Below are 17,170 nucleotides of genomic sequence, written 5' to 3'. Positions count from 1 at the left end.
GTCACGCCTCCGCGTGGGGGAGGTTGCTGGTGGAGACCAGCGTCCGCACCGCGCGCAGCGCGACCGACAGCGTCGCCAGGTCGAAGGTGTCGCTCTCCCAGATCTCCGACAGCGTCTGCCGCGACCGCGTCACCGCGGCCTGGTTGGCCTCCGTCCAGCTCGCCAGCCGCTCCTCCGGCGACAGGCCCGGCCGGCTGTGGATCAGCACGTCCCTGGTCAGCGTCGCGTGGGCGGCGTACAGGTCGTCGCGCAGCGCGGACCTGGCCATCGAGTTCCACCGGCTGTCGCGCGGCAGCGCGATCACCCGTTCGCGCAGCCGGGCGAGCTGGAGCCGGTCGGCCAGGTCGAAGTAGACCTCGGCCACCTCGCTCACCGGCCTGCCGGTGTACGCCGCGATCTCCACGAGGTCGAACGTGGAGTAGGCGGGCACCATCGCCGCGACCCGCTCGGCCAGCTCGCCGGGCACGCCCCTGGCCACGAAGGAGTCCCTGCGCTCCTCGTACGCCAGCAGGTCGGGGCCGGTCAGCAGCTTGGGCAGGTGCGGCAGCAGGCCGTTCGCGCCCTCGACGAAGTAGCGGACGGTGGAGGCGAGGTCGAGCGGCGGGCGGCGGTTGCCGAGCAGCCAGCGGGTGCCGCGCTCGGACAACTTGCGGCCCTCCAGCAGCATGGCGAGCTGGGTCGCGGTGTCGACCTCGTTGTCCAGCTCCTCGACCTGCCGCACGAACGACGGCAGGTCGAAGACCTCCCGGGTCACCAGGTAGGCCCGCACGATGTCGGGCGCCGACGCGCCGGTCTCCTCGCCGAAGCGGTAGACCAGGCTCGTCCCGCCGAAGTTGACCAGGTCGTTCACGATCCGGGTCGTGATGATCTCCCGCCGCAGCGGGTGGGAGTCCATGTACGCGCGGAAGCGGTCGCGCAGGGCCGAGGGGAAGTACGACACCAGCCACGACGCCAGCGACGGGTCGTCGGGGATGTCCGACTGCAGCAGCTCCGCGTCCACCACGAGCTTGGTGTAGGCGAGCAGCACCGCGAACTCGGGGTTGGCCAGCCCCAGCCCGGCCTGGCGGCGCTCGGCGAGCACCTTGTCCGACGGCAGGAACTCCAGCTCCCGGTTGACCAGGCCCTCGCGCTCCAGCTTCCGCAGGTAGCGGGCGTGGATGTGCAGCATCTCCGGCGCCTGGGTGCGGGCCGCCGCGAGCACGACGTTCTGGGCGTAGTTGTCCTCCAGCACCAGCCTGCCCACCTCGTCGGTCATGTCGAGGAAGAGCTCGTTGCGCTGCTTGTCGGTCATGTCGCCGTCGCGGACGACCTGGTCGAGCAGGATCTTGATGTTCACCTCGTGGTCGGAGGTGTCCACACCGGCCGAGTTGTCGATGAAGTCGGTGTTGATCAGGCCGCCGTTCAGCGCGAACTCGATCCGCGCCCGCTGGGTGAAGCCGAGGTTGCCGCCCTCGCCGACGACCTTGCAGCGCAGGTCGGCGGCGTTGATCCGGAGCACGTCGTTGGCCTTGTCCCCCGCGTCGGCGTGGGTCTCCGACGACGCCTTGACGTACGTGCCGATGCCGCCGTTCCACAGCAGGTCGACGGGGGCCCGCAGGATCGCGCTGATCAGGTCGTTCGGCGCGAGCGCGGTGACGCCGTGCGGCAGGCCGAGCGCGGAGCGCGTCTGCGGCGAGACGGGGATCGACTTCGCGGTGCGCGGCCACACGCCGCCGCCCGCCGAGATGAGCGACCTGTCGTAGTCGTCCCACGAGCTCCTGGGCAGCTCGAACAGCCGCCGCCGCTCGGCGAAGCCGCGCGCGGCGTCCGGGTCGGGGTCGATGAACACGTGCCGGTGGTCGAAGGCCGCCACGAGCCGGATGTGCTCCGACAGGAGCATGCCGTTGCCGAACACGTCGCCGGACATGTCGCCGATGCCGACCACGGTGAAGTCGGTGGTCTGCACGTTCACGCCGAGCGTGCGGAAGTGGTACTTCACCGACTCCCAGGCGCCCCTGGCGGTGATGCCCATGGCCTTGTGGTCGTAGCCCACGGAACCGCCGGAGGCGAAGGCGTCGCCGAGCCAGTAGCCGTACTCCTTGGCCACCTCGTTGGCGATGTCGGAGAACTTCGCGGTGCCCTTGTCGGCGGCGACCACGAGGTAGGTGTCGTCGCCGTCGTGCCGCACGACGTCGGGCGGCGGCACGACCTGCCCGGCGACCAGGTTGTCGGTCAGGTCGAGCAGACCGGAGATGAATTGGCGGTAGCAGGCCACGCCCTCGGCCAGGACCTCGTCGCGTCCACCGGCCGGGGGCTGCTTGACGACGAAGCCGCCCTTCGAGCCGGTCGGCACGATGACGGTGTTCTTCACCATCTGCGCCTTGACCAGGCCGAGGATCTCCGTGCGGAAGTCCTCCATGCGGTCCGACCAGCGCAGGCCGCCGCGGGCGACCTTGCCGAAGCGCAGGTGCACGCCCTCGACCCGCGGCGAGTACACGAAGATCTCGTACTTCGGCCGGGGCAGCGGCAGCACGCTGATCGCCTGCGGGTCGACCTTCAGCGAGATGTACGGCTTGCGCCTGCCGGTGACGAACTGGCTGCCGGCGGCCCCCGCCTCGCGCCCGTCCTCACGTGCGGCCTGGAAGACGTTGGTGCGCAGCGTCGCCTGGATCATCTCGAGGTAGGCCCGCAGGATGCGGTCCTCGTCGAGCGACGCCACCTCGTCCAGCGAGGCGAGGATCTCCTCGGTCAGCGCGTCGCAGACCTCCGCCCTGGCGTCGTCCGGCCGGCGCGGGTCGAGCCTGGCCTCGAACAGCCGCACCAGCAGCCGGGCCAGCCGCACGTTGCCCTGCAGCACCCTCTCTATGTACGCCTGGCTGAACGTGGTCCCGGCCTGCCGCAGATACTTGGCGTACGCCCGGAGGATCTCGGCCTGCTCCCAGGTGAGCCCGCCGGCCAGCACGAGCGCGTTGAAGCCGTCGTTCTCCACCTCGCCGCGCCACAGCACGGCGAACGCGTCCTGGAACAATCGCTTGAACTCGTCGCGGTGCACGTCCTCCGAGGGGGTGTACCGCAGGCCGAAGTCGTAGATCCAGGCGTCCTTGGTCTGGGGGTCGTGGTCGCGGTCGATCTCGTACGGCCGCTCGTCCACCACCTCGACGCCCATCCGCGTGAGCAGCGGAAGCACCCGCGACAGCGAGATCGGCGCGCCCAGCCGGTAGAGCTTGAAGCGCCGCTCCCCCTCCGCCGCGCCGTACGGCTCGTAGAGGTTCATGCCGATGGCGTTCGGGTCCTCGCCGAGCGCCTCCAGCCGCTTGAGGTCGGCCACGGCCGTACGGGCCGGGAAGTCGGCCTTGTACCCCTCGGGGAAGGCGGAGCCGTAGCGGCGCAGCAGCCCTGGCGCCTCCTCCTCCGGGCACAGCTCGCCGATCGCGGCGGCCAGGTCGTCCTCCCACGTGCGGGTGGTGGCGGCCAGCCGCGCCTCCAGCTCCTCGACGTCGACCGGCGTCTCGCCGAGCGGCTTGCCGCGCTCGCCGCGGATCACGATGTGCAGCCGGGCCAGCGCCGACTCGCCGATCATCGTGCTGTAGTCGAGCGAGGTGCCGCCGAGCGCCTTCATCAGGATCCGCTGCATGTGCAGGCGGACCTTGGTGGTGTAACGGTCGCGCGGCAGGAAGATCATGCAGGAGATGTAGCGGCCGTAGTCGTCGCGGCGCAGGAACAGCTTGACCTGCTTGCGCTCGCGCAGCCGCAGCACGCCGAGCGCGATGGGCAGCAGCTCGTCCACGGAGATCTGGAAGAGCTCGGTGCGCGGGTAGGTCTCCAGGATCTCCATCAGATCCTTGCCGTCGTGGCTGTCGGGCGACAGCCCCGCGCGCTCCAGCACCTCGGCGAGCTTGCGCCGCAGGACCGGGATCCGGGAGATCGACTCGTTGTACGCCACGTGGGTGAACAGCCCGAGGAACCGCCGCTCGCCGATCACCTCGCCCTCGGGCGAGAAGACCTTGATCCCGACGTAGTCGAGGTAGTGGGGCTTGTAGACGGTGGCCCGGCTGTTGGCCTTGGTGACGATCAGCAGCTGCTTCTCCCGCGCCTTCGCCCGCACCTTGGGCGGCAGGGCGGCGAAGCTGGCCGATCCGGCCTTGTCGGCCCGCAGGATGCCGAGTCCGGTGCCGGGCAGGCCGCGCAGCGCGGCGCCGCCGTCGGTGTCCTCCAGCCGGTACTCCCGGTAGCCGAGGAAGGTGAAGTGGCCGTCGGCCAGCCACCGCAGCAGCTCCATGCCGTCCTCGACCTGCGCGGGGTCGAGCGGCGGCGGGTTGACCGCCAGGTCCTCGGCGGTCTGCACGGCCAGCGCCCGCATCTTGGCGAAGTCCTCGACCGCGCAGCGCACGTCGAGCAGCACCCGCTGCAGGTCGCTCTCCAGTTCCTTGAGCACGTCGTGATCGGCCTGCCGGTCGATCTCGATGTGCATCCACGACTCGCGGACGACCTGCCCGGTCACGTCCTCCTGGCCCGCGCCGAGCAGTTCGCCGGTCATGTCCCGGCGCACCCGCATCTGCGGGTGGACGATCAGGTGGGTGCCGATCTCGTGCCGGTCCAGCTCGGTCGTCACCGAGTCGACCAGGAACGGCATGTCGTCGGTGACGATCTGGACCACGGTGCGGCCCGGGTCCCAGCCGCACTCCTCGAGGGTGGGGGTGTAGACGCGGACCAGCGCGCGTCCCTGCGGCCGGTGCTGGGCCAGGTGGCGGTGGGCCATGGCGGGGCCGTACACGTCCACCGGGTCGCGGTCGATCAGGTCCTCGACGGGGACGTTGCGGTAGTACCGCCTCAGGAAGGCCAGGGGATCCTCGCCCTCCACCTGCAGCGCTCCCGGCGCGTGCGCGCACCTCTCGGCGGCGAGACGGAGAAGCTCATCCAACGCTTCGTCCGATTCCTGCCGATCTAGCGCCATTTCGAGCGGCATGTCGCTACTCACTCCCTTGTGAGGATTCAAAGCCAGGCCCGGAGTTCCCACAACAGGGGAAAGAAGTGCAAACGCGTCCGTCCCCTCAAATACGGTGCCCCGGACGAGCCTCCCGTACCGGATTTCGTGCCGATCTGGCGCTCCACCATCTGCACGTGCCTCATCCGCCAGAGTGCGGTGGTCTCGTCGTGCGTGAGGAGATCTTCGGCCAGGTCCCACAGATCGTCGTACGACCCCCGGTCACGGGCCACGGCCAGCAGGGATTCCATGATCTCTTCGTCGGAGACCGGCAGGCCCCGCTGGGAGAGGGCGATGAGGTAAGCATCCCACAGGGACGGTTCGGCGAGCCGCCGCCGCAACCTGGCGATTTCCGCGTCGTCGGCGTCCCTGAGCCGGCCGAGGTACGAGGGGTCCTTGGCGCCGGAGAGGAACTCCAGCTCACGGAACTGGACCGACTGGAAGCCGCTCGCGGGGGCGAGGACCGACCGGAACTCCAGGAAGTCCTGCGGCGTCATCGTCTCCAGCACCTGGACCTGGTCGACCATGACCTTCTCCACCGCGTGGACGCGGCGGAACAGGTGCCTGGCGCGCCACAGCGCGCCCTCGACCATCGCGTCCCTGATCCGCTCCAGCTCGTGCAGCAGGAGCTTGAACCACAGCTCGTAGACCTGGTGGACGGTGATGAACAGCAGCTCGTCGCTGGCCCCGGACCGCTGCTCCTGCTGGGCGAGCAGCTCGGGCAGGCGCAGATAGCCGCCGTAGGAGAGGCGTCCGCCCTCCTCGCCGAAGCTACGGGGCGGGGGCAGCACGTCCCCCGATCCAGCTCGGCCGTACGGCGTCGCAGGCATGCGCCACTCCTCCACGATGGGCGCGTCCCTTCCGATCCCCATTGACCGAAAGCCCGGCACCACCGCACCTGATATCACCCCATAACAGCACAAACGTCAACTTCGTCCGTGCGTTCACACCAGGGGCCGGTGCTGCGCCCATTTAACCAGCCCCACCCCCGCCGGGAGCCTCAACCGAACGCATCCCAGGGGTTCTCCGCACGGGGCATCGGGAAAGCCGGAACCCTCGGATCACGAAATGGTTCGAACTTCTCGAAGCTGCTTTCGACTCGCGTACGATCATGCTTCGTGGAAGATCATCACCCGGCGCGTACGGCCGTCTTCGTGGACCACAGCGGACGCCGGGCCAAGATCTTGACAGCCGCCGCGGTCGGCGGGGCGATCGTCGTCCTCGCGCTGACGCTCACCCTGGTGAGCGGAGCACTGACAGGCCCCGAACTCCCCCCGATGGGCTGGGTCGGCACGCGGGGACAGCAGGTGGTGGAACGCTCCCCCACGGGCTCCCCCACCGCGTCCCCCAGCTCCGGGCACAGATCCGAGCACAGGCGTGTCCCCCGGGCGAGCGGCACGCCGCACTCGACGGCGGCCGCGCGGCGGGCGACCTCCGGCCGCGGCCTGCCGAGCAGGGTCCCCTCCGCCTCGCCTTCCCCACGCGGGAGCCTGAAGCCGAGCACGACGCCTCCGGCGGGCCGTGAGCCGGACGTGGAGATCTCCTCGTCCGGGCAGTCCGCGCCCGCGCCGTCGTCCGAACCGGAGGTCCCGCCGGCCACGGCGCCGTCCGGAGAGCTCACGCGGACCCCCGCGCCGGGGCCCAGCGCGGTCCAGACGCCTCCCGGGCAGCCCGGGCAGACTCCCGGCACGACCCAGTGAGGCGTCAGCGCAGACCGGCCCAGAGCAGACCAGTCCAGCGCAGACCTCCCGAGCCGCGCGGTCACTGGTTCCTCGTCGCGATCGCCGCGCTGCTCATGTCCGGAGCGCTGCTGCTCAACGCGTACGCGCACAACGTCGTCGGCGAGACCCGGCCGCCCCCGGCCGACTACGGCGACTCCGCCGAGCTCGAACGGATCCGCTCCGGCGGCCCTCTGGTCAACGTCTCGGAATCGCGGCCGCTCAGCGCGCGGCCCAAGCCGCGCACGGTGGCGCTCACCTTCGACGACGGTCCCGATCCCCGCTGGACTCCCCGGCTGCTCGACCTGCTCCGCGAGCACCACGCGAAGGCGACCTTCTTCGTGCTGGGGGCGCACGTGGCCGAGCACCCCGAGCTCGCCCGCCGGCTGGTCGCCGAGGGGCACGAGATCGGCAACCACACCTACACCCACGCCGACCTGGGCGCTGTGCCGGCCTGGCGGGCCCGCGTGGAGATGTCCCTGACGCAGAAGACGCTGGCCGCAGCGGCCGGCATCCACACCCGCCTCGCCCGCATGCCGTACTCCTCGGCCCCCGGCGCGGTCGGGTACGGGCAGCTCGCGGCGATGCGGCTGCTCGGCGACGAGGGATACCTGGTGACGTTCACCGACGTGGACACGGGCGACTGGAGCCGCCCGCCCGTGGACGAGATGGTCCTCGCGTCCCTCGCGCGCACGGTCGAGGGCGAGGGTGCGGTGATCATGTTCCACGACTCGGGCGGCGACCGCACCCGGACGCTGGCCGCCGTCGACCGGCTGCTCACCCGGCTGGAGAAGAAGGGATACACCGCGACCACGCTCACGGACGCCGTCGGGCTCCCCACGGCGCACACGGCCGCCGCCCCCGGCGAGCGCGTCCTCGGCACGGTCCTGTCATTCGCCCAGCGCGCCTCCTTCGCCCTCGTCGAGGCGCTCGGCTGGTTCCTCGCCGCGGCCGGCGCGCTCACCCTGCTGAGGTCGGCCCTGTTCGCCGCGCTGGCGTGGGCGCACGCCCGCAGGACGCGGGGACGGCCCCCGAACACCGGCGTCCCCCCGTGGGCGGTCCCGCCGCCGGTCTCGGTGATCGTCCCCGCGTACAACGAGGAGGTGGGGATCGAGGCGACGGTGCGGTCCCTGGTCAGGACCGACTACCCCGGCCGGGTCGAGGTCGTCGTCGTGGACGACGGCTCCACCGACGGGACGGGACCGATCGCCGCCTCGCTCGGACTGCCCGGGGTCCGGGTGATCCGGCAGCCGAACGCCGGGAAGCCCGCCGCGCTCACCACCGGGATCGCCCACGCCGCCCACGACGTCCTGGTCATGGTCGACGGCGACACCGTCTTCGAGCCCCCGACCATCGGCCACCTCGTACGACCGCTCGCGGACCGGACGGTCGGCGCGGTCAGCGGCAACACCAAGGTCGGCAACCGGCGAGGGCTGATCGGGCGCTGGCAGCACATCGAGTACGTCGTCGGGTTCAACCTGGATCGCCGCGCGTTCGACCTGCTCGGCTGCATGGCGACGGTGCCGGGGGCGATCGGCGCGTTCCGCCGCGAGGCGGTGGCCTCGGCCGGGGGCGTCAGCGCGGACACGCTCGCCGAGGACACCGATCTGACCATGGCGATCTGCCGCAGGGGCTGGCGGGTGGTCTACGAGGAGCGGGCCCGCGCATGGACCGAGGCGCCCGCCTCGCTCAGCCAGCTGTGGCGGCAGCGGTACCGGTGGTGCTACGGCACGCTGCAGGCGATCTGGAAGCACCGCGGGGCGATCGTGGAGCGCCGGCCCTTCGGCCGCCGATGCCTCGGATATCTCGCGCTGTTCCAGGTGATCCTGCCGCTGCTGGCCCCCGTCGTCGACGTCATGGCGATGTACGGCCTGCTCGTCGGCGACCCTCTTCCGGTGGTCGCGGTGTGGGCCGGCTTCGTCGCACTGCAGGCCCTCACCGGCTGGTACGCGTTGCGCCTGGACGGCGAACGCGCCTCGGTGCTGTGGGCGCTGCCGCTGCAGCAGTTCGTCTACCGGCAGCTGATGTATCTGGTCGTCATCCAGTCCGTGGCCACGGCGGTCCTGGGCGCGCGGCTGCGCTGGCACACGGTCCGCAGGGAGGGCACGTTCGCCCTGGCGGGCCAGGCCGTGGCGATACCGGCCGCCGGGAGACCCGCGGGCCGCCGGCGCCGGGCGGTCAGGGGTGCGAACGCTCCGAGGAGACGGAGCCGTCCTTGATGGCGTCGAGCATCGCCTTGACTGGGCCCAAACGGCTCCAGCCACCACCCCGACGTGCCCTGGGCTGAACTGTGCTGTCACCGCGCTCTTCGCTCAGGAAGTCGCGAGCAACAAGGCCATGGTCGTTCCGGTGACCACGGCCAGCACCACGGGCGCCACGGCGTGGGAGCGGTGGCGCCGGTGCGCGAAGTCGCGGGCGCGGAGATGGAACCCCACTGCGCCGATCAACAGCAGCGTGAGACCGGCCGCGGCCGCGACGGCGAGCGGCTTGAACCAGAGGCCGGCCGCGAGCCCGAGCGCGCCGGCGATCTCCAGGGTGCCGATCGAGCGGGTCATCGTCGAGCCTACGCCGAGCCTGAGCAGGTTGGCCGTCACGGGATCCCGTAACAGAACCTTCTGGGCGCCGGCAAGGAGGAAGACGAGAGCGACCAGAGCGCTCAGGGTGCTGGCGGCAAACGACATGGTGCGACCTTTCACATTAAAGAGAGCCGAGGAGGTGGACCTGCGGGGCCGGGGGCGGAGCGCGTTCCCGTTCGCGCGCAAGCTGCGCGCCGTCGCCTCACGCGCCCGCGACAGCGAGACCGTCGTGCTGGTGAACGCCGCCGAGGGCGAGCCCGCCAGCCTGAAGGACAAGACCCTGCTCACCCGGGCGCCCCACCTGGTGCTGGAGGGCGCCCTGCTTACGGCCAGCGCGCTCGGCTCACGGAATGTCCTGATCGCGGTCGGCGCAGGCGAGCTGGCCGAGGCCTCGGTCACCGCCGCAGTGGCCGAGCGCGGCCTGACTGACCGGTCCAGTCCGTGGGTCGCGGGCATCCAGGAGCGGTTCGTGTCCGGGGAGGGCGGCGCGCTGGTCCGCGCGGTCAACCGCGAGGCGCGCCTGCCCCCGGGCCGCAAGGTCCGCTCCAGCGACAGCGGGGTGCGCGGGCTGCCCACGCTGCTGTCGAACACCGAGACCTTCGCCCAGCTCGCCGTGCTCGCTGAGGGGCGGCGAGCTGGGCGCGGGCATCATCGTGGTCCTCGGCGAGGACACCTGCCCGCTCGGCGAGACCGCGCGGGTGGCGGGCCACCTCGCCGCACGGTCGGCCGGGCAGTGCGGGCCGTGCCGCCTCGGCCTGCCGGGGCTCGCGCGGGCGTGCCGGCAAATGCAGGACGGCGACCCGACGGCCCCGACCTGGTCCGCCTGGCGGCCGCCGCCGTGAAGGGCCGCGGCGCCTCCCGGTGTTCATGGACACCGGCGTGCCCTCCTGGCTGCCCGGCGAGGCGCAGAAGGCCATGGAGATGTGCCCCGCACTCGCCCTGCGGATAGGAGGAGCGTAGTGATGGCAATGTGACCAACCAGACCAGATCCACAGGCGTCTCAACGAGGTAGATCACCACCTCGGGAGTACGACCATGATCGACAGACGGAGTTTCCTTCGAGTCTCGGCGCTGGCCGGGGCCGGCGCGTTCGCGGGCACGGCTTTCGCCCCCGCGGGTCCCCGTCCCGCCGACTGGTCCGCGCTCGGCCGGGGGCTGGACGGCAAGCTGATCCGCCCCGGCGACACGTCGTACGACAACGCGCGTCGCGTGTTCAACTCGGCCTTCGACTCCGTACGGCCGGCCGGGGTGGCCTACTGCAGAACGGCGGCGGACGTGTCGGAGTGCCTGGCGTTCGCCCGGCGCTATGGCGTGCCGGTGACCTCCCGGTCGGGCGGCCACAGCTATGCGGGCTGGTCCACGGGCAGCGGCCTCGTAATCGACGTGTCGCCGATGAGCGGCGTTTCGTATTCGGGCGGCCACGCCACGGTCGGCGCCGGGGCGCGGCTGGTCGACGTGTACGCCAAGCTGGCCGCGCACGGCGTCAGCATCCCGGCGGGCTCCTGCCCGACGGTCGGGGTGGCCGGGCTCACGCTGGGCGGCGGCATCGGCGTGGTGTCGCGGCAGTACGGCCTGACCTGCGACGTGCTGGAGTCGTTGAAGGTCGTCACGGCCGACGGGAAGGTGCTGACCTGCTCGCCGGGCTCGCACCCCGACCTCTACTGGGCCTCGCGCGGCGGCGGTGGCGGCAACTTCGGCGTGGCGACGTCGTTCACGTTCCGGACCCATCCGACGCGTCCCGTGACCCTGTTCTTCCTGCACTGGCCCTGGGCGAAGGCCGCGGCCGTGCTGAAGGCCTGGCAGGCGTGGGCGCCCGCCGCGCCCGACGCGATGTGGTCCAACTGCCACCTCGGCCACGACCCGTCGCCCGACGTGATGGTCGGCGGGCTGTATATCGGCGGCAAGGCGGCGTGCGAGAACCTGCTGCAGAAGCTCGTCGACCGCGTCGGCTCCGGCCCCTCGAACCGGTACGTCGCGGTCTCGGCGTACGACCACGCGATGATGGTGGAGGCGGGCTGCGCGTCGATGTCCGTGGCCCAGTGCCACCGTCCCGGCACCCTCCCGGGGCAGAACCCGAGCGGCAGGCTGGTCCGCGACTCGTTCTCGGCCAAGTCGCACTTCGCCTACACCCCGCTGTCGTCCGCCGGGATCAAGGCGCTGCTGGCCCAGGTCTCCGCGCCGGGACGGCACACCGTGATGCTCGACGCGATGGGCGGCGCCATCGGCCGGGTCCGCCCCGACGCCACCGCGTTCCCGCACCGCAAGGCTCTGTTCAGCGTGCAGTACTTCGCGCACTTCGGCGGCGCCGCCGCCTGGGCTCGGGCCGCCCACGCCGCCATGCGGCCCCACTTCGGCGACCACGCGTACGTGAACTACGTCGACCCCGAGCTCAAGAACTGGCGGCAGCAGTACTACGGCGCGAACGCCGCCCGTCTGGCCCAGGTCAAGGCGGCGTACGACCCGGGCCGCCTGTTCCGCCTTCCCCAGGGCGTGTAGGGCCTGTATCAAAGTCGATCAGAGCCATCCGTTGATCGCGGCGATCAGTATCGTGGCTTCGTAGCGGACGGCGAGTTTGTCGTACCTGGTGGCGACAGCACGGTGGCATTTGAGCCGGTTGATGCCGCACTCGACAGCGTGGCGCCGCTTGTACATCTCGGGATCGAAGGCGGGTGGCCGCCCGCCCTTGGAGCCTTTGGCGCGGCGGTTGGCATCCTGATCGGCCTTGCTGGGGATAGTGGCCTTGATCCCGCGCCGCCGCAGGTAGGCGCGGTTGGCCCCAGAGGTGTAGGCCTTGTCGGCCAGGACGCGATCACCCCCGCGAACGCCTGGCGCCGGCCACCTCGCGTCCAGGGGTGCCCGCTCGTCGGGCGCATTGACTCGCCACCCTCGCCGTTGCTGATTGTGATAGTTAGATTACCGTCAGCAATCACTCGGGGGGATGTCCATGAGCGTTTCTCGATCTCGTACGTACCTGGCCTGTGGTCTCGGCGCCGCGGGAGCGGCCGTGCTGGGCCTGGCCCTGACGGTCGTCCCGTCGGTGGCCGAAGGCGCGTCGGGCGGCGGCGCGCGCACCAGGCCGGTCGCCGACCCCTCGCCGAAGCAGCCGGGCGGCCACACCGTGCTGACCTGCGCGGTGAGCACCGGCGGCGGCCAGCCGATCACCAGCGACCCGGCCGTGGGCAAGGAGGCCCGCACGGTGACCGCCAAGGGCGTTCTTACGCTCACCGGCTGCGCCTCCCCCGACGGCAGCTTCCCCAACATCCGCTCGGGAACGGCCACCCTCCAGGGCAGCGCGCAGGCGTCCTGCACCGGCGTCCAGAACGTCACCGGCACGGGCATCATCAGCTGGAAGGACGGCCAGGGCCAGTCGCTGGGCAGCTCCACGATCCGCCCCAACCTCGACGCGATCAACGCGTACAACCCCGGCGACATGATGCTCGTCGGCGAGGTCACCGACGGGAAGATGAAGGGCAGGCGGATCGCCGGGAAGGCGGCTCCCACCTCGGACGTCAGCCAGTGCTCCAGCAAGGGCGTGAGCAGCGTCCAGGGCAGCGGCACGGTCGCCTTCATCACCGTCGACGCGCCGAAGTAGTCGATGCCGTCGGAAGAGCCCGTGCTGCGGGTGCGGGACGTGCGGAAGGGCTACCGGGGCGGCCCGGTCCTGCGCGGGGTGGATCTCGATCTGCCGCCCGGCCGGGTGATGGGGATCGTCGGGGAGAACGGCGCGGGCAAGACCACGCTGCTGCGCGTCCTCGCCGGCGACCTGCGGCCGGACGGCGGGTCGGTGCGCCACGGCGGGCGCGTGGGTCACTGCCCGCAGGAGACGGTGCTGCACGACGCGTTCACGGTCGAGCAGCACCTGCGGTTCTTCCAGGTCGCCTACGGCCTGGAAGACCTGCGCGGGGCCGAGGAGCTGATGGAGGCGCTGCGGTTCTCCGGCTCCCGCCGGGCCCGCCCCGCCACGCTGAGCGGCGGGACGCGGCAGAAGCTGAACCTCGTCCTGGCCCTGATGCACGACCCGGACGTGCTCCTGCTCGACGAGCCCTACCAGGGCTTCGACTGGGAGACGTACGTGCGGTTCTGGGACCTGGCCGGGGAACTGCGCGCGCGTGGCCGCTCGGTGCTGGTGGTCTCCCACCTCGCGTACGACGCGGCGCGCCTCGACATCCTTCATCGGCTGGAGGGCGGCGTGCTGCGGGTCGCGGACAGGGCTGCGGACAGGGTCGCGGACAGGACCGGTGCCTTATGAGGGGTCAGTGGACCTGTTACGCCACCGCCGTGCGCATGACGTTCGTGGAGCACCTGCGCAACCGGCTGGCACTGGTGATCGTCGTGGTCTTCATCCCGGTGTGGGCGATCCTCATCTACGCCCTGTCCCTGGAGATCGCGCTCCCCTTCCACCTCCGGGCCGCCGGCCGGACCGTCACGCTGCCGGCCAACGTCCTCAACCAGCTCGCCGGGGCGCTGCAGATCTCGGCGCTGATCACCGGGTTCATGATGTTCGTGACCACCCTGGGCTCGGCGTCCTTCGACCGCCGGCTGGTGCGGGCCGGTTTCCCGCGGCTGTCCCTGATCGCGGCGAAGCTCACCGCCCTGGTGGTGGTCGCGCTCTGCGTCGCGCTCTACGCCACCGGCCTGATCTGCCTGACCCACCCGACCGCGCAGCCCCTGCTGCTCACCGCCGCCCTCGCCGGGGGAGCGCTGATCTACGGAGGGATCGGCATCGCGCTCGCCGCGGTGCTGACCACCGATCTGGCCGGTCTGGTCCTCGTCACCGTGATCTGCTCGATCGACCTGGCCCTGCAGAGCCCGCTCGCCACTCCGGCCGCGGCCAGCGTCGTCGTGCGCTACCTGCCCGATTACGGGCCGATGCAGTGGGCCGTCTCGTCCGTGGCCCTGGACACGGTGCCCTGGAACGCCGCGGGCCCGGCCGCGTGCTGGGCGCTGGTCACGGCGGCCCTCGGCATCTCCGCCTTCGCCGCCCGTACGCGTGTCCACCGGCCGCTCGGTGAGCCGGCGTCCGTGAGTCCCGTCAGGAGCCACCCATGACAACGCAGTCTTTCCCCGCCGTGGAATCCGACCTGGGACGAGTGCGGGAGATCCTCGGTCTGGCCGGGGTGCCGGGCCGGCCGGATCTGGCCACGCTGACCAGGCAGCCGCCGGGCGGCCACGGCCGCCTGATCCGGCCCACTCTGGCGCTGCTGTCGTACTACCTGCTCGCCGGTGCGGACCGGGCCGCCGGCGTCCGCGCCGTACGCGCCGCGGCGGCCGTCGAGCTGCTGCACATGGCGTCCCTCTACCACGACGACGTGATCGACGACGCACGGCAGCGCAGGGGCAGGCCGAGCGTCAACAGCGTGTGGGGCGCGCGCATGGCGGTCCTGGCCGGTGACCTCCTGGTCGTCAACGGCAGCCGGATCCTCGCGGAGCTGGGCGAACGCGAGGCGCTGGTTGCCGCGGAGGCCGGCGAACGCGCCTGCGCGGGGGTGATCGCCGAGACGGCCGACCGCTTCCTGCTCTCCCGCACCGAGGAGGCCTACCTGGAGGTGACCGGCGCCAAGACCGCCGAGCTGCTGTCCCTGGCCTGCCGCCTGGGCGCCATGCAGGCCGGGCGGGGCCCTGAGGAGGAGGACGCGCTGGCGCGGTTCGGCTGGCATCTTGGCATGGCCTATCAGGTGCGCGACGACATCCTCGACCTGACCGCGACGGCCGGGAGCCTCGGAAAGCCGGCCAACTCCGACATCGTGGAGGGCGTCTACACGCTCCCCGTGATCAGGGCCCTGGCCCGCGAGCCCGCGCTCGCCCGGCTGCTGCGCCGCGGCCTGACGGCGGCCGAGGCCGAGACCGCCCGGCGCCTGGTCCTGTCGTGCGGAGCGGTGGACGAGGCCCGGCAGGTCGTCGACGTTCACATGGAGGCGGCTCTCGGCCGGCTTGAGGGCCTCGGCGATCCGCGGTCACGCGACGCGCTGGCCGGTTACGCGCTATCGATCATGAACACGGACAGGCCGGCCGGTCCGGCTCTCGTCACCGTGCCCGCGCCGTCCCCCGCGTCGTCCCCCGCTCCGGCAGGCGTCGCCGGGCAGCTGCGAGAGCGGGTGCAGGAGCGGCTGGACGCCTGGTTACTGCAGACCGGGCTCGCCGCCACGCCGGATGAGGCCCGCCATCCGCGGTGGAGCGGCATGGCCTCGGCCGCCGCGCGGTTGTGGCCGGACGCCGACGCCGGGCAGGCCGAGACGCTGGGCCGGTGGATGCTGGTGTGCTACGTGCTCGACGACCTCCTGGAGGACCCCGAGCTCACCGACCCCGGGGAGGTCGTCCGGCTGCGGCACCGGCTCACCGTTCTCATCCGCGAGCTCGGCGAACTCGGCGAACTCGGTCAGCTTGGCGAACTCGGTCAGCATGGCGACGCCCGGGGGGCCGGTGGGGCGGTCGCCACCGCTCTCGCCCAGGCCTGGGCGGGGATCCGCGCGACGCAGCCGCCCTCGTGGCGGGCACGCGCCCTGGACCACCTCGCCGAATGGCTGGAGGCGTGCGAGCGCGAGGCGTGCCATCGGCTCAGCGGGTTCGTCCCCAGCCTGCGCGACCAGCTCCCGCTGCGCCTGCGCAGCGCCGGGCCCGACCTCGCCCTCGACCTCTTCGAGGTGACGTACGGCAGGCAGATCGACCCGGCCGTCCGCGACGATCCGCTCTTCCGCCGGGCGCTTGACCTCGGGCTGGCCACCGCGCTCACCGAGAACGACCTGCGGACCCTGGAGCAGGACGAGGCCATCGGCGCCCCCTACAACCTGGTCAGGGTGCTCCGCCACGAGACCGGCCGCACCAGGCAGGAGGCGATCGACGAGGTGACCCGGCAGGTCGAGGACGGCCACGCCCAGCTCGACGCCATGCTCGCCTCCGCCCCCGCGTTCCTGCGGGCCGCCGCGGGCGGCACGGCCTCCGGCCCGGACTTCGGTCTCATGCACCTCATCCAGGAGCGGCTGCCCGGTTGGCGCGGCCTGCACGGCACCGACCGCTACAGCCGTACGGCCACCGGAGGCGGACCCGACCTGGCCCGGCTGCGCCGGGAGCTCCTGCTGGAGTACGCCAAGACCGGCGCGGCACGCTGACGCCGCCTTGTCGAGCGCTCCCGCCGAGATCTCAGCCGGATCGGTCGGCGGCGAGGCGGTCGAGCCATTCGCCGAGCACGTGACGTTCACCGTCGGTGAGAGCCGTGGCGCCGGGCAGCGCGGCGCGTAGTGCCACCGCCGCCGCGGCGGGTCCGGGGGTCTCGACCACGGGGGCGTCGGTGGTGATGGCGGCTATCGCCGCGTCGCGGGCCACCTCGGACAGGCGCGGGTCACGCCGTTCCTCGGGCATGGCGAGCAGCGTGAAGACCGTGCCGCAGCCGGCGGCGTGCACGAGGTCCGCCGCCAGGCGCTCGCCGACCTTCAACCGGCCGGCGGCGGCGATGGCGCGGATGCGCTCCCCCAGCATGCGGAAGGCGGCGACGGCGGCGGGCGACTGCCGGCCCGGTGCGGGATCGCCGTACATGAGCGAGAACAGGGCGGGGTTCGCCAGCCCGAACCCGACGTGCAGGTCCCACCCGGCGCGCAGCCCTTCGACCGGGTCGTCGGCGGGCGGGCTCGCCTTCTTGTCCCACAGGTATGAGCCGAAGCCGTACTCGGCGACCGCGTCGAGCAGGCCCTCCTTGTCGCCGAACAGGCGGTAGATCGTCGGTGCCTGCGTCCCCGCCGCGGCGGCCACCGCCCTGGTCGAGAGGGCGTCGCGCCCGCCGCTCGCGAGCAGTCGCGCCGCGACCGACACGATGTGCGCCCGCGTCCTGTCGCGGCCGCTCGCCGTCTCGCTCTCAGAGTCGCTCATGCTTCCAACGATAGCAGTAAGTTGTTATCGCTGAATTTCCGATGTTAGCGTGA

Annotated in this window: 13 protein-coding genes and 1 pseudogene; 9 read left to right on the top strand and 5 right to left on the bottom strand. The window is 71.9% G+C overall.

Features of this window, described 5'->3' with window-relative positions; genetic code table 11:
- Position 1: 1 nt before the first annotated feature.
- The gene (locus tag HHX41_RS13210) at positions 2-4,945 is read right to left on the bottom strand and encodes an NAD-glutamate dehydrogenase (RefSeq protein WP_182906176.1); all 4,944 of its coding nucleotides are present in this window, start codon (positions 4,943-4,945) and stop codon (positions 2-4) included.
- A 26-nt stretch (positions 4,946-4,971) separates the two neighbouring features.
- Positions 4,972-5,793 (bottom strand): tryptophan 2,3-dioxygenase, encoded by an 822-nt coding sequence (locus HHX41_RS13205; protein ID WP_169982910.1) that lies wholly within the window; start codon positions 5,791-5,793, stop codon positions 4,972-4,974.
- A gap of 288 nt (positions 5,794-6,081) precedes the next feature.
- On the opposite strand from HHX41_RS13205, the gene HHX41_RS13200 reads away from it, so the two are divergent.
- Complete coding sequence (locus HHX41_RS13200) at positions 6,082-6,663, top strand: hypothetical protein (protein WP_182906175.1); 582 nt, start codon at positions 6,082-6,084, stop codon at positions 6,661-6,663.
- Positions 6,660-8,900: a bifunctional polysaccharide deacetylase/glycosyltransferase family 2 protein gene (locus tag HHX41_RS13195; protein WP_310741963.1), complete on the top strand. Its 2,241-nt coding sequence runs from the start codon at positions 6,660-6,662 to the stop codon at positions 8,898-8,900. Before HHX41_RS13200 ends, HHX41_RS13195 begins: the two co-directional genes overlap by 4 nt.
- 93 nt (positions 8,901-8,993) lie before the next feature.
- On the opposite strand, the gene HHX41_RS13190 is transcribed toward HHX41_RS13195, so the two are convergent.
- Complete coding sequence (locus HHX41_RS13190; RefSeq protein WP_138205371.1) at positions 8,994-9,362, bottom strand: DoxX family protein; 369 nt, start codon at positions 9,360-9,362, stop codon at positions 8,994-8,996.
- On the opposite strand from HHX41_RS13190, the pseudogene HHX41_RS42285 reads away from it, so the two are divergent.
- From HHX41_RS42285 to HHX41_RS13180, 3 genes and pseudogenes are all read left to right on the top strand, one after another.
- Positions 9,361-9,855: pseudogene (locus tag HHX41_RS42285) on the top strand (NADH-quinone oxidoreductase subunit I); the annotation flags it as partial. The gene HHX41_RS13190 and the pseudogene HHX41_RS42285 overlap by 2 nt on opposite strands.
- Positions 9,856-9,910: 55 nt before the next feature.
- Positions 9,911-10,099 (top strand): NADH-ubiquinone oxidoreductase-F iron-sulfur binding region domain-containing protein, encoded by a 189-nt coding sequence (locus HHX41_RS42280; protein WP_396794461.1) that lies wholly within the window; start codon positions 9,911-9,913, stop codon positions 10,097-10,099.
- A gap of 193 nt (positions 10,100-10,292) precedes the next feature.
- Positions 10,293-11,753 carry an FAD-binding oxidoreductase gene (locus HHX41_RS13180; RefSeq protein WP_182906174.1) on the top strand — a complete coding sequence of 487 codons (1,461 nt, stop codon included), beginning with the start codon at positions 10,293-10,295 and terminating at the stop codon, positions 11,751-11,753.
- Between the two features lie 18 nt (positions 11,754-11,771).
- Here the strand turns inward: HHX41_RS13180 and HHX41_RS13175 are convergent, their stop codons facing one another.
- Positions 11,772-12,107, bottom strand: a complete 336-nt coding sequence (locus HHX41_RS13175) for a transposase (protein ID WP_220504039.1) — start codon at positions 12,105-12,107, stop codon at positions 11,772-11,774.
- Positions 12,108-12,201: 94 nt separating this feature from the next.
- Here HHX41_RS13175 and HHX41_RS13170 point away from each other — a divergent pair, with 94 nt between their 5' ends.
- Genes HHX41_RS13170 through HHX41_RS13155 form a run of 4 tightly spaced genes read left to right on the top strand, consistent with a single transcriptional unit; the run spans position 12,202 to position 16,363 of the window.
- Positions 12,202-12,849, top strand: coding sequence for a hypothetical protein (locus tag HHX41_RS13170; protein ID WP_182906173.1), 648 nt, complete (start codon positions 12,202-12,204; stop codon positions 12,847-12,849).
- 3 nt (positions 12,850-12,852) lie between these two features.
- Entirely contained in the window at positions 12,853-13,506 is a 654-nt protein-coding gene (locus HHX41_RS13165; RefSeq protein ID WP_182906172.1) for an ABC transporter ATP-binding protein, read from the top strand.
- Positions 13,503-14,306 carry an ABC transporter permease gene (locus HHX41_RS13160; RefSeq protein ID WP_182906171.1) on the top strand — a complete coding sequence of 268 codons (804 nt, stop codon included), beginning with the start codon at positions 13,503-13,505 and terminating at the stop codon, positions 14,304-14,306. Before HHX41_RS13165 ends, HHX41_RS13160 begins: the two co-directional genes overlap by 4 nt.
- On the top strand, positions 14,303-16,363 hold the full coding sequence (locus HHX41_RS13155) for a polyprenyl synthetase family protein (RefSeq protein WP_182906170.1): 2,061 nt from the start codon (positions 14,303-14,305) through the stop codon (positions 16,361-16,363). Before HHX41_RS13160 ends, HHX41_RS13155 begins: the two co-directional genes overlap by 4 nt.
- Positions 16,364-16,394: 31 nt before the next feature.
- Here the strand turns inward: HHX41_RS13155 and HHX41_RS13150 are convergent, their stop codons facing one another.
- Positions 16,395-17,117 (bottom strand): TetR/AcrR family transcriptional regulator, encoded by a 723-nt coding sequence (locus HHX41_RS13150; protein ID WP_182906169.1) that lies wholly within the window; start codon positions 17,115-17,117, stop codon positions 16,395-16,397.
- Positions 17,118-17,170 lie beyond the last annotated feature (53 nt).

The sequence above is a fragment of the Microbispora sp. H13382 genome, assembly GCF_014161445.1.
Taxonomy (GTDB): Bacteria; Actinomycetota; Actinomycetes; order Streptosporangiales; family Streptosporangiaceae; genus Microbispora.
Note: the sequence above shows the minus strand (reverse complement) of the source record. Positions and strands in the feature narration are given on the sequence as shown.

Excerpts from the sequence above, each read along its gene's own strand:
- HHX41_RS13210 (WP_182906176.1), bottom strand. The coding sequence starts at position 4,945 with ATGCCGCTCGAAATGGCGCTAGATCGGCAGGAATCGGACGAAGCGTTG.
- HHX41_RS13205 (WP_169982910.1), bottom strand. The coding sequence starts at position 5,793 with ATGCCTGCGACGCCGTACGGCCGAGCTGGATCGGGGGACGTGCTGCCC.
- HHX41_RS13190 (WP_138205371.1), bottom strand. The coding sequence starts at position 9,362 with ATGTCGTTTGCCGCCAGCACCCTGAGCGCTCTGGTCGCTCTCGTCTTC.
- HHX41_RS13180 (WP_182906174.1), top strand. The coding sequence starts at position 10,293 with ATGATCGACAGACGGAGTTTCCTTCGAGTCTCGGCGCTGGCCGGGGCC.
- HHX41_RS13170 (WP_182906173.1), top strand. The coding sequence starts at position 12,202 with ATGAGCGTTTCTCGATCTCGTACGTACCTGGCCTGTGGTCTCGGCGCC.
- HHX41_RS13165 (WP_182906172.1), top strand. The coding sequence starts at position 12,853 with ATGCCGTCGGAAGAGCCCGTGCTGCGGGTGCGGGACGTGCGGAAGGGC.
- HHX41_RS13160 (WP_182906171.1), top strand. The coding sequence starts at position 13,503 with ATGAGGGGTCAGTGGACCTGTTACGCCACCGCCGTGCGCATGACGTTC.
- HHX41_RS13155 (WP_182906170.1), top strand. The coding sequence starts at position 14,303 with ATGACAACGCAGTCTTTCCCCGCCGTGGAATCCGACCTGGGACGAGTG.
- HHX41_RS13150 (WP_182906169.1), bottom strand. The coding sequence starts at position 17,117 with ATGAGCGACTCTGAGAGCGAGACGGCGAGCGGCCGCGACAGGACGCGG.